23 protein-coding genes and 1 riboswitch are annotated in these 23417 nt (G+C 60.6%); of the genes, 19 read left to right on the top strand and 4 right to left on the bottom strand.

What is annotated here, in order from left to right; all coding sequences use genetic code 11:
• The first annotated feature begins 107 nt into the window (after window positions 1-107).
• Window positions 108-505, top strand: a riboswitch (cobalamin riboswitch).
• 129 nt (window positions 506-634) lie between these two features.
• The 5 genes from cobU to BN77_RS14850 are packed head-to-tail and all read left to right on the top strand — an operon-like array spanning window position 635 to window position 7065.
• Window positions 635-1159, top strand: coding sequence for a bifunctional adenosylcobinamide kinase/adenosylcobinamide-phosphate guanylyltransferase (cobU, locus tag BN77_RS14870; RefSeq protein WP_007533237.1), 525 nt, complete (start codon window positions 635-637; stop codon window positions 1157-1159).
• A gap of 5 nt (window positions 1160-1164) precedes the next feature.
• Window positions 1165-2214, top strand: coding sequence for a cobalamin biosynthesis protein CobW (cobW, locus tag BN77_RS14865; RefSeq protein ID WP_007533236.1), 1050 nt, complete (start codon window positions 1165-1167; stop codon window positions 2212-2214).
• Window positions 2215-2223: 9 nt separating this feature from the next.
• The gene (gene cobN / locus BN77_RS14860; RefSeq protein ID WP_007533234.1) at window positions 2224-6006 is read left to right on the top strand and encodes a cobaltochelatase subunit CobN; all 3783 of its coding nucleotides are present in this window, start codon (window positions 2224-2226) and stop codon (window positions 6004-6006) included.
• A 1-nt stretch (window position 6007) separates the two neighbouring features.
• Window positions 6008-6640 carry a cob(I)yrinic acid a,c-diamide adenosyltransferase gene (gene cobO, locus BN77_RS14855; RefSeq protein ID WP_007533232.1) on the top strand — a complete coding sequence of 211 codons (633 nt, stop codon included), beginning with the start codon at window positions 6008-6010 and terminating at the stop codon, window positions 6638-6640.
• Entirely contained in the window at window positions 6640-7065 is a 426-nt protein-coding gene (locus BN77_RS14850) for an EamA family transporter (protein ID WP_007533230.1), read from the top strand. Before cobO ends, BN77_RS14850 begins: the two co-directional genes overlap by 1 nt.
• 33 nt (window positions 7066-7098) lie before the next feature.
• Here the strand turns inward: BN77_RS14850 and BN77_RS14845 are convergent, their stop codons facing one another.
• On the bottom strand, window positions 7099-7884 hold the full coding sequence (locus tag BN77_RS14845) for a TSUP family transporter (RefSeq protein ID WP_007533228.1): 786 nt from the start codon (window positions 7882-7884) through the stop codon (window positions 7099-7101).
• Window positions 7885-7943: 59 nt separating this feature from the next.
• Here BN77_RS14845 and BN77_RS14840 point away from each other — a divergent pair, with 59 nt between their 5' ends.
• The 13 genes from BN77_RS14840 (at window position 7944) to BN77_RS14780 (ending at window position 20162) form a co-directional block, all read left to right on the top strand.
• The gene (locus BN77_RS14840; protein ID WP_051177148.1) at window positions 7944-8402 is read left to right on the top strand and encodes a cobalamin biosynthesis protein; all 459 of its coding nucleotides are present in this window, start codon (window positions 7944-7946) and stop codon (window positions 8400-8402) included.
• A 73-nt stretch (window positions 8403-8475) separates the two neighbouring features.
• A complete protein-coding gene (locus tag BN77_RS14835) occupies window positions 8476-9426 on the top strand; it encodes a nucleoside hydrolase (RefSeq protein ID WP_007533224.1) in 951 nt (316 codons plus the stop codon).
• A 149-nt stretch (window positions 9427-9575) separates the two neighbouring features.
• Entirely contained in the window at window positions 9576-10418 is an 843-nt protein-coding gene (cobA, locus tag BN77_RS14830; protein WP_208856437.1) for a uroporphyrinogen-III C-methyltransferase, read from the top strand.
• The gene (locus BN77_RS14825) at window positions 10415-11722 is read left to right on the top strand and encodes a cobyrinic acid a,c-diamide synthase CobB (protein WP_007533220.1); all 1308 of its coding nucleotides are present in this window, start codon (window positions 10415-10417) and stop codon (window positions 11720-11722) included. The genes cobA and BN77_RS14825 overlap by 4 nt, the downstream gene beginning before the upstream one ends.
• On the top strand, window positions 11719-12720 hold the full coding sequence (gene cobD / locus BN77_RS14820) for a threonine-phosphate decarboxylase CobD (protein ID WP_007533219.1): 1002 nt from the start codon (window positions 11719-11721) through the stop codon (window positions 12718-12720). The genes BN77_RS14825 and cobD overlap by 4 nt, the downstream gene beginning before the upstream one ends.
• Window positions 12717-13697, top strand: a complete 981-nt coding sequence (gene cbiB / locus BN77_RS14815) for an adenosylcobinamide-phosphate synthase CbiB (protein WP_007533217.1) — start codon at window positions 12717-12719, stop codon at window positions 13695-13697. The genes cobD and cbiB overlap by 4 nt, the downstream gene beginning before the upstream one ends.
• Before the next feature lie 170 nt (window positions 13698-13867).
• Window positions 13868-14146, top strand: coding sequence for an acyl carrier protein (locus BN77_RS14810; RefSeq protein ID WP_007533215.1), 279 nt, complete (start codon window positions 13868-13870; stop codon window positions 14144-14146).
• Window positions 14147-14261: 115 nt separating this feature from the next.
• The gene (locus tag BN77_RS14805; protein WP_007533213.1) at window positions 14262-14744 is read left to right on the top strand and encodes a 3-hydroxyacyl-ACP dehydratase FabZ family protein; all 483 of its coding nucleotides are present in this window, start codon (window positions 14262-14264) and stop codon (window positions 14742-14744) included.
• Complete coding sequence (locus BN77_RS14800) at window positions 14741-15937, top strand: beta-ketoacyl-ACP synthase (RefSeq protein ID WP_007533211.1); 1197 nt, start codon at window positions 14741-14743, stop codon at window positions 15935-15937. The genes BN77_RS14805 and BN77_RS14800 overlap by 4 nt, the downstream gene beginning before the upstream one ends.
• Window positions 15938-15948: 11 nt before the next feature.
• Window positions 15949-17235, top strand: coding sequence for a beta-ketoacyl-ACP synthase (locus BN77_RS14795; RefSeq protein WP_007533208.1), 1287 nt, complete (start codon window positions 15949-15951; stop codon window positions 17233-17235).
• A gap of 54 nt (window positions 17236-17289) precedes the next feature.
• Window positions 17290-18318, top strand: coding sequence for a zinc-binding dehydrogenase (locus BN77_RS14790; protein WP_007533207.1), 1029 nt, complete (start codon window positions 17290-17292; stop codon window positions 18316-18318).
• A gap of 4 nt (window positions 18319-18322) precedes the next feature.
• The gene (locus BN77_RS14785; RefSeq protein WP_007533205.1) at window positions 18323-19258 is read left to right on the top strand and encodes a lipid A biosynthesis lauroyl acyltransferase; all 936 of its coding nucleotides are present in this window, start codon (window positions 18323-18325) and stop codon (window positions 19256-19258) included.
• A gap of 184 nt (window positions 19259-19442) precedes the next feature.
• Window positions 19443-20162, top strand: coding sequence for a PAS domain-containing protein (locus BN77_RS14780; RefSeq protein ID WP_007533203.1), 720 nt, complete (start codon window positions 19443-19445; stop codon window positions 20160-20162).
• Here the strand turns inward: BN77_RS14780 and BN77_RS14775 are convergent, their stop codons facing one another.
• From BN77_RS14775 to BN77_RS14765, 3 genes are all read right to left on the bottom strand, one after another.
• Window positions 20163-20516, bottom strand: coding sequence for a VOC family protein (locus BN77_RS14775; protein ID WP_007533201.1), 354 nt, complete (start codon window positions 20514-20516; stop codon window positions 20163-20165).
• Between the two features lie 12 nt (window positions 20517-20528).
• A complete protein-coding gene (locus BN77_RS14770; protein WP_007533199.1) occupies window positions 20529-20927 on the bottom strand; it encodes a hypothetical protein in 399 nt (132 codons plus the stop codon).
• Between the two features lie 71 nt (window positions 20928-20998).
• Window positions 20999-21787: a helix-turn-helix domain-containing protein gene (locus BN77_RS14765; protein ID WP_007533197.1), complete on the bottom strand. Its 789-nt coding sequence runs from the start codon at window positions 21785-21787 to the stop codon at window positions 20999-21001.
• Between the two features lie 125 nt (window positions 21788-21912).
• Here BN77_RS14765 and gndA point away from each other — a divergent pair, with 125 nt between their 5' ends.
• The gene (gene gndA / locus BN77_RS14760; RefSeq protein WP_208856436.1) at window positions 21913-23364 is read left to right on the top strand and encodes an NADP-dependent phosphogluconate dehydrogenase; all 1452 of its coding nucleotides are present in this window, start codon (window positions 21913-21915) and stop codon (window positions 23362-23364) included.
• Window positions 23365-23417 lie beyond the last annotated feature (53 nt).

The raw sequence follows: 23417 nt of genomic DNA, 5'->3' as shown, positions 1-23417 counted from the left end.
AAAGACGATAAATTTGGTAGAGAAGGTTGCTTGGTGCACTTTTTAAGCGTGAATTGGCATGTCGCACTGCGACGGCTTGATTGACTTCGCCAGTGGCCTTGCCTAACGATGAATTCATAACGGATGGTTCCGGACCGGTTGAATCGGTACGGATGAAAAGGGAATGTGAAGCGGTGGACCCAATTAGGGCGCCGTCATCATAGCCGACCCCGCGACTGTAGAGCGGTCAGGGTTTTCCGTCCGGCGTTGGTTTTCGAGCGGCTGACAGCCTGCAATGGTGCAGGCGGGCGGTGCGGAAGCGGCGACGGAAAAGTCACTGGCAGTGCATCATGATCAACCGGGGCAGGACGCCTCTTATATCTACGAATCGTCCGCCTTTTCATGAAATGCAGCCGGGAAGGCGAGGAAGATCCGCTGGCACGATCTGGGGCGACCGGTTTCCGGTCTGCCCCGATCGCGACCAACACCCGCGAGCCAGGAGACCTGCCAACCGTGCCGGGCGAAAAGCCCATTCCTGGGCGATGCCCGCTGCCAGCACGGAGGTTGTCATGGCTGAAAGACAGATTTGCAGGCTGCGTTCTGCAGCCGTTCCGGTTTCTCGCGGATCGCTTCCGCAGATCGGACGGCATCTACGATGAGCCCTCCATCATCCGGCGCGACTTTTGTCCTCGGCGGTGCGCGCTCGGGAAAATCACACTTTGCCGAACAGCTTCTCGTCGCGAGCGGCCTGGAACGCCATTATGTGGCGACAGGCCGGGCTTGGGACGACGAAATGCGTGCCCGGATCGCCAAGCACAAAGCCGATCGGGCCGATCGCTGGCATACCCACGAAGAGCCCCTTGATCTCGTCGGATGCCTGCGGTCGATTGACGGCGTGGGGCGGGCGATCCTTGTGGATTGCCTGACGCTTTGGGTCACCAATCTGATGATGGGCGAGCGCGACATGGAGGCCGAATTTGCTTCACTTGCCGCATATCTACCGACGGCGCGTGCGAGCCTCGTCATCGTATCCAACGAGGTCGGTCTCGGCATCGTGCCGGAAAACCGAATGGCGCGGGAGTTCCGGGATCATGCCGGCCGCTTGCATCAAATGATCGCGGCAGAGGCCGCGGATGTGTATTTTATCGCGGCAGGTCTGCCGCTGAAGATGAAGGGTTGAATTTCATGAACCAGCAGAAAATCCCGGCGACCGTGATCACCGGCTTCCTCGGCGCCGGCAAGACGACGATGATCCGCAATCTGCTATCCAACACCAACGGCAAGAAGATCGCGCTCATTATCAACGAGTTCGGCGATCTCGGGGTCGACGGCGATGTGCTCAAGGGCTGCGGCGCCGAGAATTGCACCGAGGACGATATCATCGAGCTCACCAACGGCTGCATCTGCTGCACGGTGGCTGACGACTTCATTCCGACGATGACGAAGCTGCTGGAGCGCGAGCAGCGCCCAGACCACATCGTCATCGAGACCTCTGGTCTCGCGTTGCCGCAGCCGCTTGTTGCGGCCTTCAACTGGCCCGATATCCGCACGCAGGTCACGGTCGATGGCGTCGTGACCGTCGTCGACAGCGCCGCCGTTGCCGCAGGCCGGTTTGCCGATGATCATGATGCCGTCGAGGCTCGCCGCGTGGAAGACTTTTCGCTCGACCACGAAAGTCCGATCGAGGAGCTTTTCGAGGACCAACTGACCTGCGCCGATCTGATCGTGCTCAACAAGACCGACCTTCTCGACCCTGCCGGCCTTGGCCGCGTGCGGGACGAAGTCGCTTCCCGTATCGACCGCAAGCCAGTGATGATCGAGGCGCGCAATGGCGAGGTTCCGGCAAGCGTGCTGCTTGGGCTCGGCGTCGGAACAGAAGACCAGGTGGTCAATCGCAAATCCCACCATGAACTCGAACATGAGGACGGCGTGGCGCATGATCATGACGAGTTCGACAGCTTCGTGGTCGAGCTTGGCCCGGTTGCCAATCCTGCGGCCTTCGTGGATGCGCTGAAGAGCATCATCGGCGAGCACGACGTGCTGCGGCTCAAGGGCTTCGTCGATGTTCCCGGCAAGCCGATGCGACTGCAGCTGCAGGCGGTCGGAAGCCGCATCGATCACTATTTCGATCGCGCCTGGGCGCCCGGCGAAGCGCGCGCCACGCGCCTCGTCGTCATTGGCCTGCACGAGATGGACGAAGCGGTGGTGCGCAAGGCAATCGAAGCGCTGGCTTGAGGCAGACCCATGCATCTGCTTCTGGCACAGCAGGGAACGATCAGCGACGGCGAGGAGGCGATCGATCTCGGTCAGTCTCCCGGCGATGTCCTGTTCCTGTCGGCTGCCGATACCGAGCTTGCAGCGATAGCCGCCGCCTACGAGGAAGCGGCGAGCGGCTTCTCGTTGCGGCTGGCAAGCCTGATGAGCCTGAAGCACCCGATGTCAGTCGATGCCTACGTCGAACGGACTGCCCGGCATGCCAAGCTGATCATTGTCCGGGCGCTCGGTGGCGCCAGCTACTTCCACTATGCGCTCGAGGCCCTTCATGCGGCGGCGGCGCGATGCGGGGTGCTGATCGCCGTACTGCCTGGAGATTCAAGGCCGGACGCGGGGTTGACGCCGTTTTCGAATGTTCTGCTTGAAGACCTGAACGCGCTGTGGACGTACCTCATCGAAGGCGGCGACGGCAATTCGCGGGCGTTTCTGGCCTATGTCGGCGCGATGCTGTCGGGCGCGGAGAAACCGGAAGCGGCATCTCCACTGATGAAGGCGGGCATATGGTGGCCGGGCAAGGGCGTTCTTGGCGTCGACGCGTGGCAGGCAGCCTGCGACGAAAGGCTTCGCGCTCCTCGGGAAAACGCGCGTCTCCCGACGGTCGCTATCAGCTTCTATCGCGCGCTCGTGCAGAGCGGCGAGACAAGGCCGGTGGAAGCCCTTGTCGACACGCTGCTGTCGGAAGGCATCAGGCCGCTGCCGGTATTCGCCTACAGTCTCAAGGATCCGGTGTCGAAGGGCATTTTGGAAAGCGTGTTTGATGTCATCAAGCCCGAAGTGGTGATCAACACGACAGGTTTTGCCGTGTCTGCGCCTGGCGCGGATCGGGAACCGACCGTGCTTGAGGCCAATGATGCTGTCGTACTTCAGGCAATCTTTTCGGCCTCGTCCCGTCAGGCCTGGGCCGCGTCCTCCCAGGGGCTATCGGCCCGTGATCTTGGCATGAATGTCGCTCTGCCCGAGGTGGACGGGCGGGTGCTCTCGCGTGCGGTCTCCTTCAAATCGGCTGCCCGCTACGACGCGCGGGTAGAGGCCAACATTGTCGGGAGCGAACCGGACATCGAACGGATGCGCTATGGCGCCAAGCTTGCGTCCAATTGGGCAAAGCTGCGCACCACAGTCGCAAGCGACAGGCGGGTCGCGATTGTCATTGCGAACTATCCGAACCGCGACGGCAGGCTCGGCAACGGTGTTGGGCTGGATACGCCGGCGAGCACTGTCGAGGCGCTGAAAGCCATGAGGAACGCAGGCTATGCGGTTTCGGGCGTGCCTGACGATGGCGATCAGCTGATCCGGCGTCTGATGGAAGGGCCGACAAATTCCGCCGCCGGCGGCAGGCTCGTGCGCGAAACACTTTCCTTGAGTCGTTACAAAGCCTTCTTCAGAGATCTTCCCAAAAAGATTCAGGATGAGATCGGCGCACGCTGGGGTGCGCCTGAGGCCGATCCTTATGTCGTGGACGGCGCCTTTGCGCTGCCATTCATGCGGCTCGGCGCGGTGCTGGTCGGCATCCAGCCGGCGCGCGGCTACAATATCGATCCAAAGGAAAGCTACCATTCCCCGGATCTGGTGCCGCCGCATGGCTATCTCGCCTTCTATGCTTTTCTTCGCCATGAATTCGGCGCTCACGCCGTTGTTCACATGGGCAAGCATGGCAATCTGGAATGGCTGCCCGGCAAGGCGCTGGCGCTGTCCGAGGAATGCTACCCGGAAGCCATCCTCGGCCCCATGCCTCATCTTTACCCCTTCATCGTCAACGATCCCGGCGAGGGGACGCAGGCCAAGCGCCGCGCCGGCGCCGTGATCATCGATCATCTGACGCCACCGCTGACACGTGCCGAGAGCTACGGGCCGCTGAAAGACCTGGAAGCGCTGGTCGACGAATACTACGAGGCCTCCGGCGGCGATCCGCGCCGCATCCGGCTCCTCAGCAAGCAGATCCTCGATCTCGTCGCAGACATGGGCCTCGATCGCGATGCCGGCATCGACAAGGCCGAGAGCGAGACCGAGGCGTTGAAGAAGCTCGACGCTTATCTCTGCGATCTCAAGGAAATGCAGATCCGCAATGGCCTGCATGTCTTCGGCGTCTCGCCGCAGGGGCGGCTGCTGACGGATCTGACGGTCGCGCTGGCCCGGGTTCCGCGCGGGCTCGGACAGGCAGGCGACCGCAGCCTTCAGCGCGCGATTGCCGCGGATCTCGGCTTGGAGTTCGACCCGCTCGACTGCGACATGGCCGGAGCTTGGACCGGACCGTTTGCCGATATTCTTTTAGCCGTCACTGACGCCAGCTGGAGAACCAACGGCGATGCCGTCGAGCGGATCGAACTCTTAGCGTCACGGCTGGTGGCCGGCGAATTTGCCTGTCCGGAGGATTGGCAGGCCACCCGCGCTGTTCTTGCGGAGATCGAAACGCGGCTCAAACCTGCCATTCTCGCCTGCGGGAGCGCGGAAATCGAAGGCCTGCTTCGAGGGCTCGACGGTCGTTTCGTGGCGCCGGGACCATCGGGTGCCCCGACGCGCGGTCGACCGGACGTACTGCCGACCGGACGGAATTTCTACTCCGTCGACAGCCGGGCCGTGCCGACGCCGGCGGCCTATGAACTTGGCAAGAGGTCCGCGGAACTGTTGGTCCGCCGTTATGTGCAGGATCACGGCGAATGGCCGGTATCCTTTGGCCTGACTGCCTGGGGCACCTCAAACATGCGCACCGGTGGCGACGATATTGCCCAGGCGCTTGCCCTGATCGGCGTGAAGCCGGTATGGGATATGACCTCGCGCCGCGTCACCGGCTATGAAATCATTCCCCCTGCGCTGCTCGGCCGGCCGCGAGTCGATGTGACACTGCGTATCTCCGGGTTCTTCCGGGATGCCTTTCCGGAACAGATCGCGCTGTTCGACAAGGCAATCCGCGCTGTCGGGGCACTCGAGGAGGACGTTGCGGACAACCCGATTGCGCAGCGCATGCGCGGTGAGGCTGCCCGTCTTGAAGAGGCGGGGCTGGATGCAGCCCAGGCCGGCCGTCGCGCCGGTTATCGCATCTTTGGCTCGAAGCCTGGGTCTTATGGTGCCGGTTTGCAGGCGCTGATCGATCAGAAGGGGTGGGAATGTCGCGCGGATATGGCAGAAGCCTATCTTGTCTGGGGAAGCTACGCTTATGGCGCCGGCGAGGAAGGTCGAGCAGAGCGTGGCGTCTTTGAAGAGCGGCTGCGCTCGATCCAGGCGGTCGTGCAGAACCAGGACAATCGCGAGCACGACCTTCTCGACAGTGACGACTATTACCAGTTCGAGGGTGGGATGGCAGTCGCAGCCGAGATGCTGGCCGGCGATCGGCCATCGATCTATCACAACGATCACTCAAGGCCGGAGAAGCCGGTGATCCGGTCGCTGGAAGAAGAGATCGGGCGCGTCGTGCGTGGCCGGGTCGTCAATCCGAAGTGGATCGATGGCGTCATGCGCCATGGTTACAAGGGCGCTGTCGAGATCGCTGCGACCGTCGATTACCTCTTCGCCTTCGCCGCGACGACCGGTGCGGTCGGCAACCATCACTTCGAAGCCGTCTACCAGGCTTTCTTGGCCGATGCGAAGGTCCGCGATTTCATGGCCGAGAAGAATCCGGCCGCCTTCGCCGACATGAAGGAGCGGCTGCTCGAAGCGATCGATCGCCGCCTCTGGACGCCACGCAGCAATTCGGCGCGGTTCGACCTTTCAGACACATTCAGCTTGCACCAGGGCAAGCTTGCATCCGGGGAACATTGATATGACCGACGAAACCGCTGAACCTGCCGGCCACGACGACGCACGCCACGCCGAGAAGATGGCGAAGAAGAAGGCCGCGCGCGACAAGATCATGGCGACGAAGACGGACGAAAAGGGCCTCATAATCGTCCATACCGGCAAGGGGAAGGGCAAGTCGTCGTCGGCTTTCGGAATGATCTTCCGGCACATCGCGCATGGTAAGCCGTCGGCGGTCGTGCAGTTCATCAAGGGCGCGATGTGGACCGGGGAGCGAGACCTGATCGAAAAGCACTTCTCCGACATCTGTCAGTTCCACACCATGGGGGAGGGCTTCACCTGGGAGACGCAGGATCGCGCTCGCGATATGGCGGCCGCAGGCGCTGCCTGGGAGAAGGCGAAGGAGCTGATCCGCGACGAGCGGAATTCGATGGTGCTACTCGACGAGATCAACATCGCGCTTCGATATGATTACCTCGATATCAACGAGGTCGTGGCGTTTCTGAAGAACGAGAAGCCGTATATGACCCATGTCGTTCTTACCGGTCGCAACGCCAAGGACGAACTGATCGAGATTGCCGATCTGGTGACCGAGATGGAGCTGATCAAGCATCCGTTCCGCTCGGGCATCAAGGGGCAGCCGGGAGTGGAGTTCTGATGACGCAGAGCTGGATTTTCTGGGCGGTGCTTTCGGCGGCTTTCGCCGCGTTGACGGCGATCTTTGCGAAAATCGGCGTTGCTGGCGTCAATTCCGATCTTGCCACCCTGATCCGCACCGTCGTTATCGTCTTCATCATCAGCGCCATTGTTGCGGCGACCGGGCAATGGCAGCCGTTCTCCAGCATTACAGGCAAGACGTGGCTGTTCCTCTGCCTTTCCGGGGCGGCGACCGGCGCCTCCTGGCTTGCCTACTTCCGCGCACTGAAGATCGGCGATGCCGCACGCGTCGCCCCGATCGACAAGCTTTCGATCGTTCTCGTCGCGGTTTTCGGAGTATTCTTTCTCGGTGAGAAGCTCAATCTCATGAATTGGCTCGGCGTGAGCCTGATCGCTGGTGGGGCGCTCCTGCTCGCATTGTTCTAGGTGTTTCCAGCCCGCGCGGGCAGACCGCCAATATCAGATCTCGAGCCAGACGCGGATAGGATTGGCCGGATCGGCGAGGAGCTTGATCGTGAAGGCGATGCAGACGATGACGAGCAGCGGCTTGATTAGGCGCGCGCCCGTACGCATCGCAAGGCGCGAGCCTAGCTGCGCGCCCAGGAACTGGCAGACGCCCATCATCAGCCCGATCTTCCAAATGATCGCGCCGAAGGAAACAAAGACGATCAGAGCGCCGACATTGGAGCCGAAATTCAACAGTTTGGTATGCGCCGTTGCCTTCAGCATGCCGAAACCGGCAAGAGACACGAAGGACAACATGAAGAACGATCCCGTGCCGGGACCAAAGACACCGTCGTAGAATCCGATGGCCGGTACCAGGGTCAGGCCGAAAACGAAGGGGGTAATGCGGCGATGCTTGTCGACATCGCCGAGGTTTGGCTTCAGCGCAAAATAGAGTGCGATTGCCACCAGAAGGACCGGCATGATCGCGCGTAACACGTCTCCTGGCACGATCGTTGCCAAGGCAGCGCCAAGGGAGCCGCCGAAGATTGCCATCAGTGCCATCGGCAGCTGGGTGCGCAGGTGAACATGTCCCTTTCGGGCATAGGCAATCGTCGCGGAGGCTGCCCCGAACACGGACTGTACCTTGTTGGTGCCGAGTGTTTGCAGCGGTGGAATACCTGCGATCAGCATCGCCGGAACGGTAATCAAGCCCCCGCCGCCGGCAATGGAGTCGACAAAGCCGGCAAAAAAGCCGGCCGCGGCCAGCATGACGATGAGATGGGGGGCAAGATCGGACAAGAAGGGAAACTCTGGAACGTGGTACGCAGCGCATGTTGCATTTCCGGCCCTGTGCTGCAATGGCTTGGTTAACACAGGGGCAGGTTTCATTGTCGCACGGGACTGGATTTGAATTCGATGGGACGCACCGGTATGTGCTCGGCATCGGCTGCGAGCGTGGAACGCCGCAAGACGAGGTGAACGAGCTTGCCAGTGCGGCGCTGGCGGCAGCGGGCATCGGCCCGGGTGAGCTTTCGGGCGTTGCATCCATCGACACTCGCGGCAACGAGCCCGCGATCCTTGGGGTGGCGCGTGACCTTGGGGTGCCGCTCCTGCTCTTCAGCGCGATGCGGCTCGAAGCGGAAACGCCGAGGCTGAAGAATCCTTCACCGATCGTCTTCGCCCGGGTGGGGTGTCATGGGGTCGCGGAATCCGCAGCGCTTGCAGCGATTGGACCGCATGCCGCGCTGGTTGTTCCGAAGATCAAGTCGCAGCGCGCGACGGCGTCCATAGCGCGTGCCCTGTTGCAGAATGATTAGCGGGCGCTATGGTGGCGCCGACTTTTCGGCGCCGTCCGGCTGCCCTGCGACAATAACGAAAAGAGGCACACTCATGCACAAGGTCATTTATGACACGGATCCGGGCGTCGATGATGCAATGGCTTTGCTCTTCCTGCACCGCCATCCCGAAATCGATCTGGTCGGTATCACGACCGTCTTCGGCAACGCGTCGGTGGAGACGACGACACGCAATGCGCTGTTCCTGAAGCGCGAATGGAACATTCCTGCGCCGGTCGCCAAGGGCGCCAGCGTAACCATCGATCCAACCCGACAGGAAAGGGCATGGCCTACCTTCGTGCATGGGGAGAACGGCCTCGGCAATATCGAGGTGCCCGAAACTATCGACCTGCCGATCGATCCGCGTCCTGCCCATCGCTTCATCATCGATACGGTCCGTGCCAATCCGGGCGAGGTCAGGTTGGTTGCGGTCGGTCGCATGACCAATCTGGCGATGGCGCTCAAGGAGGACCCGGAGATCGCCGGGCTTGTGAAGGACGTCGTCATTATGGGCGGCAACTTCTATGTTCCAGGCAACGTGTCGCCGGTGGCCGAAGCCAACATCCACGGTGATCCCGAGGCCGCAGACATCGTTCTCACTGCGGCCTGGAAGGTCGCCGTCATCGGCCTCGACGTGACGGCGATAACGACGATGAGCCGCAGCTATCTTGCAGACATTGCCGCCAAGGGCGACAGCGCAGTCAAGCTGCTGAACGATCTCTCGCAGGACTACATCGACTTCTACAAACACGCCGTCGAAGACGGCATGATGGTTCACGACAGCTGCGCTTGCGTCTACGTCGTAGTGCCCGAGCTGTTTTCGACCATCAGCGGCCCGGTGCGAGTCGTTTGCAAGGGGATTGCGGATGGTCAGACGATCGTGAAACCGGACGGTCGCCGTTTCCCGCCGGGCGATTGGGATGGGATGCCAAGCCAGGTCGTCTGCACCGGTATCCAATCGGAGAAAGTCATCGATCTCATACGTGATACACTTCTGCGGACGTGAGGATTGGGTGTCATTACACTGGCTACGGAGCGCGATCGGCAAGGAACGATCACGCGCGATAGAACGGTTGGAGCAGGTGTGTCTTCACATCTCGTTCCTGCCCGACCAGCGGCGTTGACCTTGCCAGCGACGGGGCATAGATGATGCCAATGATCGAAGCTGCGTTTTCACATCTGCCGGCTCTTGAACCGGGCAGCGTCTGGCTTGTCGGCGCGGGTCCCGGAGAGCCCGGACTGTTGACGCTTCTTGCCGTCAAGGGCCTTGCGGAGGCGGACGTGGTCGTTCATGACGCGCTGGTGAATTCCGACTGCCTGACACTCGCACGCTCCGACGCTCTGCTTGAATATGCGGGAAAGCGTGGTGGCAAGCCGTCCGCCAAGCAGCGCGACATTTCGCTGCGGCTTGTCGAACTTGCGCGTGCCGGAAAGCGAGTCTTGCGTCTGAAGGGAGGCGATCCCTTCGTCTTCGGGCGGGGCGGCGAGGAGGCGTTGACGCTGGTCGAGCACAATGTGCCGTTCCGCATCGTGCCCGGAATCACCGCAGGTATTGGCGGGCTGGCCTATGCCGGTATTCCGGTCACACACAGGGATGTCAACCATGCAGTGACATTCCTGACGGGGCACGATTCTTCAGGCATCGTGCCAGATGCCATTAACTGGGAAGCCATCGGCAAGGGCTCCCCTGTGATCGTCATGTATATGGCGATGAAGCATATCGCCCAGATCAGCAGGAACCTCATTGCCGCAGGGCGGTCCCCGGTGGAACCTGTCGCCTTCGTCTGCAACGCATCGACCGGCGACCAACAGGTCCTCGAAACGACGCTTTACGAAGCGCCTTCCGCTGTCGCGGTCTCCGGTCTCGAGCCGCCGGCGATCGTGGTGGTCGGGGAGGTCGTGCGGCTGCGTCAGTCGCTTGATTGGCTAGGCGCACTCGCAGGACGCAGGTTGCGCCCGGATCCGTTCCAAGGTTCGAGCAGTAGGGAGACGGCATGAGCGGTTTGTTGATTGCAGCCCCTTCTTCCGGATCGGGCAAGACGACGGTAACGCTGGGACTGCTGCGCGCGCTTCGCAGGCGCGGTGTTGCGATTGCGCCAGGGAAGGCGGGCCCAGATTATATCGACCCGGCATTTCATGCGGCTGCGAGCGGCGTTGCCTGTCTCAACTTCGACCCCTGGGCGATGCGCCCTGACTTGATTGCTGCCAACGCGGCCCTGCATCGCTCCGGCGACCGCATTCTCATCATCGAGGCGATGATGGGTCTCTTCGATGGTGCGACCGACGGGAACGGGACTGCGGCCGATCTCGCCGCGATGCTTGGGCTTTCCGTGGTGCTCGTCGTCGATGCTTCGCATATGTCGCAATCGGTGGCGGCGCTGGTGACAGGGTTTGCGGGCTTCCGTGCCGATGTCCGCATCGCCGGCGTGATCCTCAACAAGGTCGGCGGCGAACGCCATGAGATGATGCTTCGCAATGCGCTCGAAGCAATCCGCATGCCGATCGTTGCCGTCGTGCGCCGCGACAATGACATCGCCCTTCCGGAAAGGCATCTCGGCCTTGTTCAGGCGGGAGAGCATCAGACGCTCGAGAGCTTCATAGAGCATGCGGCGGATGCAGTATCGGAAGAATGCAATTTTGAGTTCCTGCTACGCATTGCGCGCCAGGGGCTCAATCGCCCGTCCACCGCTAACATTGCCCGCCTGCCGCCACTTGGCAGCAGGATCGCTGTGGCCCGCGACATCGCCTTTGCCTTTTCCTACGAGCATATGTTGCTTGGCTGGCGTCGGCGCGGCGCGGAAATTACCTTCTTTTCCCCGCTTGCCGATGAGGCGCCCGATCCGACGGCAGACGCGATCTATCTACCAGGCGGCTATCCCGAGCTTCATCCCGGGCGGATTGCTTCAGCCTGTAATTTCAGGGCAAAGCTGATCGATGCCGCCGAAAAGGGCGTGCGGATCTACGGAGAGTGCGGCGGCTACATGGTTCTCGGCGAAGCTCTTATAGACGGGACCGGCGAACGTCATGAGATGCTCGGTCTCTTGCCTGTCGTCACAAGTTACGAGGATCGGAAACGGCACCTCGGCTATCGGCGCGTGAAGCCGCTGAACGCGTCTTACTTCGACGAGCCCATGACGGCGCACGAGTTTCACTATTCGGCCGTGGTTTCCGAGGGGGAGGCTGATCGTCTTTTCCAGGTGAAGGACGCCCTGGGCAACGATCTCGGGCAAGCGGGCCTCCAGCGCGGCCGGATTGCGGGATCCTACATGCACCTGATCGACCTTGCCGAGGAGACAAGATGAACGCTCCGATCGTTCATGGGGGCGGCATCACGGCTGCGGCCGCGATCTATGGCGGCGAGTTGGAGCATTGGCTCGATCTTTCGACCGGGATCAACCCGTGCCCGGTGCAGCTGCCCGAGATCCCAGCTTTCGCCTGGCACCGCCTGCCCGACAGGCATCTGATCGATCGAACGCGTGCGGCGGCGCAGAGCCATTATCGCAGTGGCGACATTCTCCCCCTGCCTGTTCCGGGCACGCAATCCGTTATCCAGCTTTTGCCGCGGCTCTTCAAGGCTGCCGGCCGGGTCGCGGTTCTGGGGCCGACTTACGGCGAATATGAACACGCATTCAGGATGGCGGGCCGCTCGGTTGATCTGGTCGCCAACCTCGATGCCGTCAAAGCCGATCACGCAGTGGTCGTCATCGTCAATCCAAACAACCCGGACGGTCGTGCCTATGCTCCAGCACGGCTTTTTGCCTTCAGCGAAAAGATGAAGGCCAGAGGAGGGGTGGTCATCGTGGACGAAGCCTTCGGGGATCTATACCCTGAGCTGAGCCTGGTGCCCGTTGCCTCACAGCTGCCGAACGTCCTGATTACACGTTCCTTTGGCAAGTTCTTTGGTCTGGCGGGATTGCGACTAGGATTTGTGGTGGCCGCCCAGACGGTCATGACGCGCGTCGAACAGCTGCTTGGGCCATGGGCAGTTTCGGGTCCGGCACTTTCGATCGCAACAGACCTCTTCGCATCGGATCCTGGCCCGATAAAACGTCGACTCTCCGAAAGGGCAGGCGCGCTACGCACAGTGCTCGAGCAGGGCGGTCTGCGCATCATCGGCGGGACTGATCTGTTCGCACTCGTCGACCATGAGCAGGCCGCAAAATTGCACCGGCATCTTTGCCATCATCACATTCTGGTCCGTAAATTCGACTACGAGCCCGGTTGGTTGCGCTTCGGCCTCGCCACCGATGCGGCCGGCGACCACCGGCTTTCCAATGCGCTGCAGAGTTATATATCATGATGCTCGACCATAACCTTCTCGTGCTGGTGCTCGCCCTCTTGCTGGACCGAATCATCGGTGATCCGGATGCGCTCTGGATGCGGTTTCAGCATCCAGTCGTGCTGTTTGGAAACGCGATCTCGCGTGTCGACCGGATGTTCAATCGTGATGACCTCCACAAGCGCGAGCGCCGGCGCAACGGCGTCTGGTCGATCACGGTTCTCTTGCTCGTCAGTGCCCTTGCCGGTCTTGTGTTGCATGGTTTTTTTTCGCTTTTCGGCGTGGCTGGAATCCTCCTGGAGGTCATTTGCGTTGCCGTCTTCATGGCGCAGAAAAGCCTGGCCGATCACGTGGAGGCCGTTGCCGCCGGGCTGAAAACCGGAGGCGTCAGCGGTGGCCGCCTGGCTGTTTCTCGAATCGTCGGGCGTGATCCGGAAACACTCGATGAGCCGGCCGTCTGCCGGGCGGCGATCGAGAGCCTGGCCGAGAATTTCTCCGATGGCGTGGTCGCTCCAGCTTTGTGGTACGCTGTTTTCGGCTTGCCCGGCCTCTTCGCCTACAAGATGCTGAACACGGCGGATTCGATGATCGGCCACAAGTCCGACAAGTATGCCGACTTCGGCTGGGCGGCTGCACGCCTGGATGACGTCGCGAACTGGCCGGCAGCACGGCTTTCGATTCTTTTGATCGCTGCCGGAGCCTGGCTGCGTCGAGGGCGCGCTGCTTTTAAGGAGGCGTTGCGCGTTGCCGCCCGCGACGGCGGGTTGCATCGCTCGCCGAATTCCGGGCGGCCAGAGGCAGCGATGGCTGGGGCGTTGAATGTGCAGCTTGCTGGGCCGCGCGTTTATTCCGGGATCGTCGTCATGGAGCCGATGATCAACGGCGGCGGGCGCGAGACGGCGACTGTGGTTGATATCGAAGACGGGGTCTCGGTCTTTTATGCCAGCTGCTCGATCCTTGCGGTGACCGCGCTGGTTCTTTTCCTGGTCCTGCTCTAGGTTCCAACAGACCGCTTTTGCGAGGACGCGTTTGCAAAAGGCTCGTTCTGCTTTGCTGTTTGAGCAACACTCGTCCTGCAAATTGCGTGCCGAGAGGGAGGAAAGCATTGGCTTTTTGAAATGGTTTTGCCTATGAGGAGGGTTAACTCGTCATTTCAAGAGGTAAGGGCGTGACCGCTACATTCGATAAAGTTGCCGACATCATTGCAGAAACCAGCGAGATCGATCGCGATACGATCAAGCCGGAGAGCCATACGATCGACGACCTCGGTATCGACAGCCTCGACTTCCTCGATATCGTTTTTGCGATCGACAAGGAATTCGGCATCAAGATCCCGCTCGAGAAGTGGACGCAGGAAGTCAACGAAGGCAAGGTTTCCACGGAAGAGTATTTCGTGCTGAAGAACCTCTGTGCCAAGATCGACGAACTGCGCGCCGCCAAGGCCTGATCGGCACCGTCATCTTTTTCTCCCGCCCTGCCGCCGTTAACCATGGCGGCCGGGCGGTTTTGTTCCTAAGTAGGCCTAGCCGCAGGGCAAGGTGTCCTTGTGGCCGGAGGATTCGATGCTACTGGAATACTTCCAGATGATTGACCGCATCGAGGCGGTCGACCTTCAGAAGGGAACGCTCAAGGCACGCTCTGTCGTGCCAGCGAAGAGCCCGGTATTCGAAGGTCATTTTCCCGGCATGCCCCTGGTTCCGGGCGTACTGCTGATCGAAACGATGGCGCAGGCATCTGGTATGCTTGTGCTGGCGGCCACCGATTTTGCTGCAATGCCTTTCCTGATGTCCGTCGACGGCGCCAAGATGCGCACCTTCGTCGAACCGGAGGCGGTGCTGGATATTGAGGCGTTCCTCGAGCACGACGGCTCGGGATTTGCTGTAACCAAGGCGAAAATCACAAGCGGCGGCAAGAAGGTTTGCGATGCGCAGCTGAAGCTGCGGACCATGCCCTTCAACGAGGTTCCGCTCGGAGATATCGTCAAGAAGCGAGCCGGTGAGGTTGGCCTGATGAATGCGATCGCTGCGCAGGGAGTGAATGGATGAGCAAGGCTCAGAATGATGTGGTGATCACGGGCGTCGGTATTGTGACCTGCCAGGGCGTTGGCAAAGAGCCGCACATCGCGCTGCTCAACGCCGAGGCCGCCCCGCCGACGATTGTCGAGCTTGAAAAATTCAAGCCTTATCCCGTCCACCCGCTTCCGGAGATCGACTGGTCACAGCAGATCACCAAGCGCGGTGACCAGCGGCAGATGGAGAACTGGCAGCGCATCGGTGTTTTCGCAGCTGGCCTCGCGCTCGACGATGCCGGCTTCAAGGACGATGCCGAAGCCTGCGGTACGATGGACATGATCGTCGCGGCCGGTGGCGGCGAGCGTGACATCAATGTCGATACGCTGATTGTCGACGAAGGCCTGAAACGCAATGACCGTGAAGTTCTCCTGAACGAGAAACTGACGACGGAGCTGCGACCGACGCTCTTCTTGGCGCAGCTGTCCAATCTGCTTGCCGGCAACATTTCCATCGTTCACAAAGTCACCGGCTCATCACGAACCTTCATGGGCGAGGAATCGGCCGGCATTTCCTCTGTCGAGACGGCTTTCCATCGCATCAAGTCGGGCGAATCGACGCATGCCTTGGTGGGCGGAGCCTATTCAGCCGAGCGCCTGGACATGGTTCTCTTGTTCGAAGCCATCAACGTTTACAGCCGCGAGGAATGGCAGCCCCTATGGTCGCGCGACAACGGCGGCGTCATCTCCGGCTCGCTCGGCGCGTTTCTTGTTCTTGAATCGCGCGCGCATGCGCAAGCACGCGGCGCGCATATTTATGCGTCGATAACCTCTATTGAAGGCGATCGCGGCAGTCGCGACCCCGGCAAGCTCGAGAAGCGTCTGGAGCGATTGCTGGAAACTGCGTCCGACCTTCCGTCGGAAAGTACTGCGATTTTCTCCGGCTCGACGGGTATTCCTGATCTCGCCGGGCGAGAGAAGGCAGTTCTAGAAAATCACCTGCCGGGTGCAGCTATCCGCGGTTTCGGTGGTGTCACTGGCCACGGCCTTGAGGCGCATTTCACGCTCGGCCTGGCGCTTGCGGCATTGTCCGTCGACAGCCAGGCGAAGGTTCCGGTTTTTGATCCGGCAAACGAGAAGCCGATGGCTGCTGCGACCAAGGCAGCTATCGTTACAACAGTCGGTCATCAGCGCGGCGAAGGCGTCGCGGTTCTTTCCGCGGAAGCGTGAGGGGTGTGCAAATGAAAGATTCGGCTTACAAGGATCATCTCGGCCGTCCGATCGTCGCAGTGACAGGTGTGGGTATCATCACGTCACTGGGGCAGGGCCTTAAGGACAACTGGTCGGCACTTACCGCCGGAACCTCTGGCATTCATGCGATCGAACGGTTTCCGACGGAAGGCCTTTCGACGCGTATTGCCGGTACAGTTGACTTCATCGATATTCCGGTCGCCAACGCCGTCGAGCGCTCCTATGCGTTCGCGCGGGAGACGACAATTGAAGCGCTTGCCGATGCTGGTATCAGTGGCGATTTCGACGGTCCGCTGTTCCTGGCTGCGCCACCGATCGAGCCGGAATGGAGTGCGCGCTTCGATCTGGCCGATCGTTCGCCGCCGGCCGACCACGCTGGAGATGCCTACGACCGGTTCCTGGCTGCCATGCGCCAGCGTCCCGACGCTGCATTCCATGAAGCATCGCTGTTCGGTGCGATTTCCGAGCGCCTTGCCGATCGCTTCGGCACGCGTGGCCTGCCGGTGACGCTATCGACGGCCTGCGCGTCCGGCGCAACTGCGATACAGCTCGGCATCGAAGCAATTCGGCAGGGCCGCACATCGCGGGCGCTGGCTGTTGCGACTGACGGTTCGGTAAGTGCAGAGGCACTGATCCGCTTCTCGCTGCTTTCGGCCCTTTCCACTCAGAACGATCCGCCGACCAAGGCCTCGAAGCCGTTCAGCAAGGATCGCGATGGGTTCGTCATCGCCGAAGGTGCCGCGACCCTGGTGTTGGAATCGCTCGAGGCGGCTGTCGCGCGTGGCGCGAAGGTTCTCGGCATCATGAAGGGCGCTGGTGAAAAGGCCGACTCCTTCCATCGTACCCGCTCCTCTCCTGATGGCGGACCGGCGATCGCCACGATCCGCGCGGCACTTGCCGATGCCGGCATGGGCGAGGGCGATATCGGCTATATCAACGCCCACGGCACCTCCACGCCTGAGAACGACAAGATGGAATATGCGTCGATGCTGGCTGTCTTCGGCGAGCGGATGGCATCCATTCCGTTGTCGTCGAACAAGTCCATGATCGGCCACACGCTGACGGCGGCAGGGGCAGTGGAAGCGGTATTTTCGCTGCAGACCATGCTCACAGGCACGCTGCCGCCGACGATCAACTACACCAATCCCGATCCATCGATCGTTATCGACGTGGTGCCGAACAAGAAGCGCGAGAGCCAGGTCAGCGCCGTGCTTTCCAACTCCTTCGGCTTCGGCGGGCAGAATGCCAGCCTTGTCATGGCGCTCGAACCGGCTTAATCGGTTCCCGACAAAACATCGAGATAGAACGCCTTCGAGGCGAAGGACTTTGCCATGCGTGCTTTGCAACTGATTGACGATCGCAAGCTTGAGATCACCGACCTTCCGGAACCGGACGCTCCCGGCCCGGGTGAGGTTACACTGCGCGTAAAGGCAGTCGCTCTCAACCACATCGACGTCTGGGGCTGGCGGGGCATGGCGTTTGCGAAGCGCAAGATGCCGCTGGTTATCGGTGCAGAAGCCGCCGGCGTTGTCGAAACGATCGGGCCGGGCGTTGCCAATGTCCTGCCTGGCCAGCTGGTGTCGATCTACGGCGCACGCACTTGCGGCCTCTGCCGCCCTTGCCGCGAAGGACGTGACAATCTCTGTGAGCATGTTTCGGGCGTTCACGGCTTCCACCTTGACGGTTTCGCTCAGGAGAAGGTGAACCTGCCGGCGCGTCTGCTGGTTTCCGCTCCTCCGGGCGTAGATGCCGTTGGCGCCGCGCTCGCTCCGGTAACCTTCGGGACCGTCGAGCATATGCTGTTCGACAACGCCAAGCTGGAGCCGGGGGAAACGATCCTCGTGCACGCAGGCGGCTCCGGCATCGGTACGGCGGCGATCCAGCTTGCCAAGAAGATTGGCTGCACCGTCATCACCACTGTTGGCTCTGATGACAAGATCGAGAAGGCCAGGGCGCTCGGTGCAGATCACGTCATCAATTACCGCACCGACCGATTCGAGGGTGTTGTCCGCAAGCTCACCAGGAAAAAGGGCGTCGACGTTGTCTTCGAGCACGTCGGAAAGGATACATGGGCAGGCTCCATGCTGTCGATGAAGCGTGGCGGTCGTCTCGTCACCTGTGGGTCGACGTCCGGCGTCTCCACCGACATGAACCTTATGATGCTCTTCCAGCAACAGCTGAAGCTGCTCGGCTCGTTCGGCTGTCGCATGGAGAACATGGCAAACGCCATGCAGAAGATGGGGCGCGGACTGGTCCATCCCGTCATCGACACTGAAGTTGGCTTCGATGATATCGACCGCGCATTGGAGCGGATGGAATCGCGGCAGATCTTCGGCAAGATCATCCTCAAGATGGATTGAGCCCTTGAAGCTCTTCATCACTAAAATCGTGCTGGCCCTCATCCACTTTCGCCAGTGGTTGATCGCCCAGGCGATGTTCGGTTTCCTGAACTTCCTGAAGCTGTTTCCGGCCGACGGTGCGATCAATTTTGCGGATCGGCTGACGCGCAAGCTCGGCCCGCGCACGAAGCGACATCGTTTGATGCGAACCAATCTGCGCAATGCCTTTCCCGAAAAGAGCGAGGCGGAGATTGAGGAGATTGCCCTCGCAAGCTGGGGCAATATGGGTCGGCTTGCTGCTGAGTATGTGTTCCTCGATCGACTGTTCGATTTCGATTATTATCGTAAGGAACCGGGCCGCGTTGAAGTCTCCGGGATACCGATCTTCATCGATCTGCTCGAGAATCCGCGTCCGTTTATTGTTTTCACCGGGCATACGGGTAACTTTGAACTGTTGCCGGTGGCTGGCGCAGCTTTCGGCCTACATGTCTCCGTCCTCTTCCGCCCGCCGAACAACCCCTATGTTGCGCAGAAAGTCTTCGATTTTCGCAGCGCCCGAATGGGCAAGCTGGTGCCGTCTCACGCCGGGTCGTCTTTTGCGTTGGCGCGGCAGTTGGAGGCCAGGCAGGGCGTTGGCGTGCTGGTCGACCAGAAGTTCGGCAGGGGACTAAACACCAAGTTCTTCGGGCTTGACGTCAAGACCAATCCGCTGCTTGGCAAGCTCGTCCGCCAATTCAACTGTGACGTCTATCCGGCGCGCTGCATCCGGCTGCCTGGAAATCGCTATCGGCTGGAAATCGAGCCGAAGCTTGAAATGCCTCGGGATGCCAAGGGCAATCTCGACATGGTCGCAACGGCGCAGCTCCTCAACGACAAGGTGGAAAGCTGGGTGCGGGAATATCCGGAGCAATGGCTCTGGTATCACGACCGCTGGACGATAAAGCACAACGTGCTGAAGTAAACACCGCCGTAATCCCTACATCTTGTCATTGAAAAACACAGGCATCTGTTCATTGAATGTGAACGTGCATCATGTTACTTGTTACCATCAAGGCGAGTAGTCGGGCGCTGATGGTTTCAACTTCCAAAAGGCAACGCTCGGCCGATCTCAGTCTCATTCGTAACGGAATGCATTTGGAGGTGTCTTGCTGGGGCTTTTTCGGGCGTTTTCGTTGTGCTGTTCGCAGATCGACGCTGCAATCGCTGCGGGCGACGACGAGCGCGTAAGTACACTCGATTGCTCGATCGAGCCGCTTGTCGACGCAATCCTTGCGCATCCTGCGACGAGCATTCTCGAGGTCCATCTGCAGCTCGAATTCGTCAGCTGCCTTATCGACCAGTATGCCGAGGACAGCGAGTCCGTGCGCAGGTATGTCGCGCTGCTTTCGGAACTCTTGCAAAAATACTTCGGCGGGGCCACGCCCCGCTGGAGGATGCTGCCGATCGAGCGGCGGCCTGTTGCTGATCCAATTTCGTTCATGCCGAACGTCGATAACGGCAACTTCCTGAACGCTGCAATCCTGGACGCTATGCCGGACCGTGTTGCGGTGCTGACGAGGGACTATCGCTATCTCTATTCCAATACGCTCAACTCGACCTATCTCGGCCGGAAGCCGATCGACATGATCGGTCGTCACCTGATCGAGTTTATTGGCGAAAAGCGCTTTCATGAGCGCGTGAAGGCAAGGCTCGACGCTTGTTTTGCCGGGCGCGGGAGCGACTACGCTTACGAGCGCAGCGACGGCGACACCATTGAGACGGTTCGCTGCCGCATGTCGCCGTTGCGCGATTCCTCAGGAAGTGTGATCGGGGCGCTGATCATCTTGCCGTGCACGGGAGCGAAAGCGTCGACCGTCGCCGCATGATCAATTCTTCGTCCAGACGGCGAGCTCATACCCGTCCGGATCTGTGAAGTGAAACCGGCGTCCGCCGGGGAACCCGGTGATGGGTTTCACTATTGTTCCGCCGGCACGTTCCACGCTTGACAGAGCGGTTTCAAGATCGTCCGCATAGAGGATGACGAGGGGGCCGCCCGGACGCGGAGTGCCCAATGTCGTAAAGCCGCCCTTGAGCCGCCCGTCATCGAATTCGCAGTATTGGGGGCCGTAGTCGGTAAAGGACCAGCCAAAGGCCTTACGGTAGAATGCCTTGGAGGCTTCTATATTGCCAACGTTGAATTCGACGTAGTCGATGCGTCGGTCGTTCGTTGCTGCAGCCATGATTGCCTCCTCCTACGCTTCCATCAATGCTTTCAATGCCGCCAGATCTTTTGCGATGTGGGCGGCATCGGCCTCGAATTGCTCATCCGTCATGCCGGGGATGCGCAATAGCGTGAACATGATCTCGCAGCCATCGCTGTTCGGCACGATGCGGAGCGCGTTGTAGACCCGCAGTCCGCTTTCAATCGTTACCGTATGATCGATGACGCCGAATTCGTTATGGGGGACGAAACTGACCTTCACCGTGCCAAGCGGGCCGGTGGCAATCCAGTCATCGCCACTCCGTTCCAGCCCCGAGGCGAGTCCGGATGCCCAGAGCGGCATGTTTTCTGGCGCGGCGGCAAAAGCATAGACGTCGCGCCAATTGCGGTCGATGGAGCGGTGGATGATCCTGGCGGGCATCGTAGACATGGCGATTTCCTGTGTTGCTCGGAAAGAGGAAATAGCAGAACAGTGGGCGTCGTATTGAAAAAAACGGACGTTCAGCCGGCTATCTGTTGCTGAAGCTGCACGGGCGTTAATGTGGAAATTTCGCGCGCATCGCGGGTCATGTGCGCCTGATCGCAGTAGCCGGCCGCCACTGCCAGCTCTGCGAGTGGGAGGAGCTTCCTGCTGCGGCAAAGGCCGAGCATGCGCTGAAATCGACGAATTCGGGCGAGCGTCTTCGGCCCGTAACCGAAGTGGGTGTGGCAACGGCGGCGTAGCTGGCGCGCGCCGATGGAGAGGTCGTCGAGCATCAAATCGGCGGCGTTCCCCGACGACGAAATGTCGCTTGCCCGTGAAAATACCGAAGCCATGTCCCTTGCCGGTGCTGCGCGTTTGGCGGCCTCCTTCTCAAGTGCGGTTGTTAACAGCGACAGCCGTTCGTCCGAATTGGCGCAGCCGCCGAGCAGTTCATTCAATTGAAGCGCCGACCCTCCCCAGAAATCGTCCAGAGGAATTGATTGGCCGACGATGTCACGCAGCTGCACTCTGAGCCACTCGGCCGCAGCACCCGGGGCGAAGCGCGCGCCCACTATCTTCTCGCCGCCGGAAAGGGATGGAAACGCGCTGCTGCGGTCTGGCCCGGCGACCAGAAGCCTGCCACCCACCCAGACGATGTCGCAATAGCCGTCGGGTACAATCGCGATCCTGTGATTGGCTCCGTCGTGGATATCATGTGACCACAAGCAGCAAAAATGTGCCTCAAGTACAGGCGAAGGCGCGTGCTCCCTGTAAAGGCCCGCACGTGCGGCCAGAAATGCCTCCTGCTGTCGTGCTGCGCGGCCCATCAATCCTCTTCTCCAATGCCTATGAGAGAATATGGCTTCGTTTATAACGCCGGCAATACGAGGCCGATTCGAAGCCGAATCGAACTTGCCGTTTGAGCCAGAGAGTGCCACAACACCGGTCCAAAATGACTCATCGGAGGTGTATCGTGGAAAAGGCAGAAATCGGGCTGATTGGCCTTGCCGTCATGGGTTCCAATCTGGCGCTCAACATTGCGGAAAAAGGCAACAAGATTGCCGTCTTCAACCGGACGCCTGAGAAAACGGATGAATTCTACGAAAGCGCGGGCGATCTCAAGAAACAGATCATCCCTTGCAGGACGATCGAGGAATTCGTCGACGCCATCCGCCCGCCGCGTCCGATCATCATCATGATCAAAGCCGGCGAGGCCGTCGATCAGCAGATGGAAGCGCTGCGGCCCTACCTCTCCAAGGGCGACATCATGATCGATGCCGGTAATGCCAACTTCCGCGATACGATTGCTCGTTTCGACCGCCTGAAGAACACCGACCTGACCTTCATCGGTATGGGCGTCTCGGGTGGCGAGGAAGGGGCACGCCATGGGCCTTCGATCATGGTCGGCGGCACCGAGGACTCCTGGAAGCGCGTCGAGAAGGTGCTGACGTCGATCGCCGCCAAGTACAAGGGCGATCCTTGCGTTGCCTGGCTCGGCAATGACGGTGCCGGTCACTTCGTCAAGACGATCCACAACGGCATCGAATATGCCGACATGCAGATGATCGCCGAGATCTACGGCATCCTGCGCGACGGCCTTGGCAAGAGCGCCAAGGACATCAGCGGCATCTTCGGCGAATGGAACAAGGGCCGCCTGAATTCCTATTTGATCGAAATCTCCGAAAAGGTGCTGGCCGCGACCGATCCGGTCGCCGGCGGCTCGATGGTCGACATGATCCTCGACAAAGCCGGCCAGAAGGGCACTGGCAAGTGGTCGGCGATCGAAGCTCAAAACATGGGCATTCCGGCAACCGCGATCGAAGCTGCCGTTGCCGCCCGCAGCCTGTCCTCGATGAAGACCGAACGCGAAGCCGCCGAAAAGATCTTCGGCAAGCCGGAATACAAGTTCCCGATGGCCTACGGCCCGGAACTCAACAAGGATCTGGAACTGGCACTGTTTGCGGCCAAGATCGGCGCCTATGCGCAGGGCTTCGCGGTGATGGCAGAAGCATCGCGTGAGTTCAACTGGTCGCTGCCGATGCCAACGATCGCCAAGATCTGGCGTGCCGGCTGCATCATCCGTTCGCAGTTCCTCGACGAGATCACTTCGGCCTTCACCAAGGCCCCGGATGCGGCCAATCTGATTGTGACGCCTGCCTTCTCCGAGATGGTCAAGGAATCGATCCCGTCACTTCGCCGCGTCGTTGCCGCCGCGCTGCAGGCCGGTCTGCCGGTTCCGGCGCTCACCTCGGCGCTGACCTATTTCGATGCCTATCGCCAGGGCCGCGGCACCGCCAACCTCATCCAGGCGCAGCGCGACTTCTTCGGCGCGCACGGCTTCGATCGCCTCGACGGCAAGGACTTCCACCACGGCCCGTGGGGCAGTGGTGCTGCAACGTTTTAAAGTTGCGCAAGGAAGCCAGCCGAGGCAGCCCGGCTGGCAACGCTTCTTACAAT

Source organism: Rhizobium mesoamericanum STM3625 (assembly GCF_000312665.1).
Classification (GTDB): Bacteria; Pseudomonadota; Alphaproteobacteria; order Rhizobiales; family Rhizobiaceae; genus Rhizobium; species Rhizobium mesoamericanum.
Note: the sequence above shows the minus strand (reverse complement) of the source record. Positions and strands in the feature narration are given on the sequence as shown.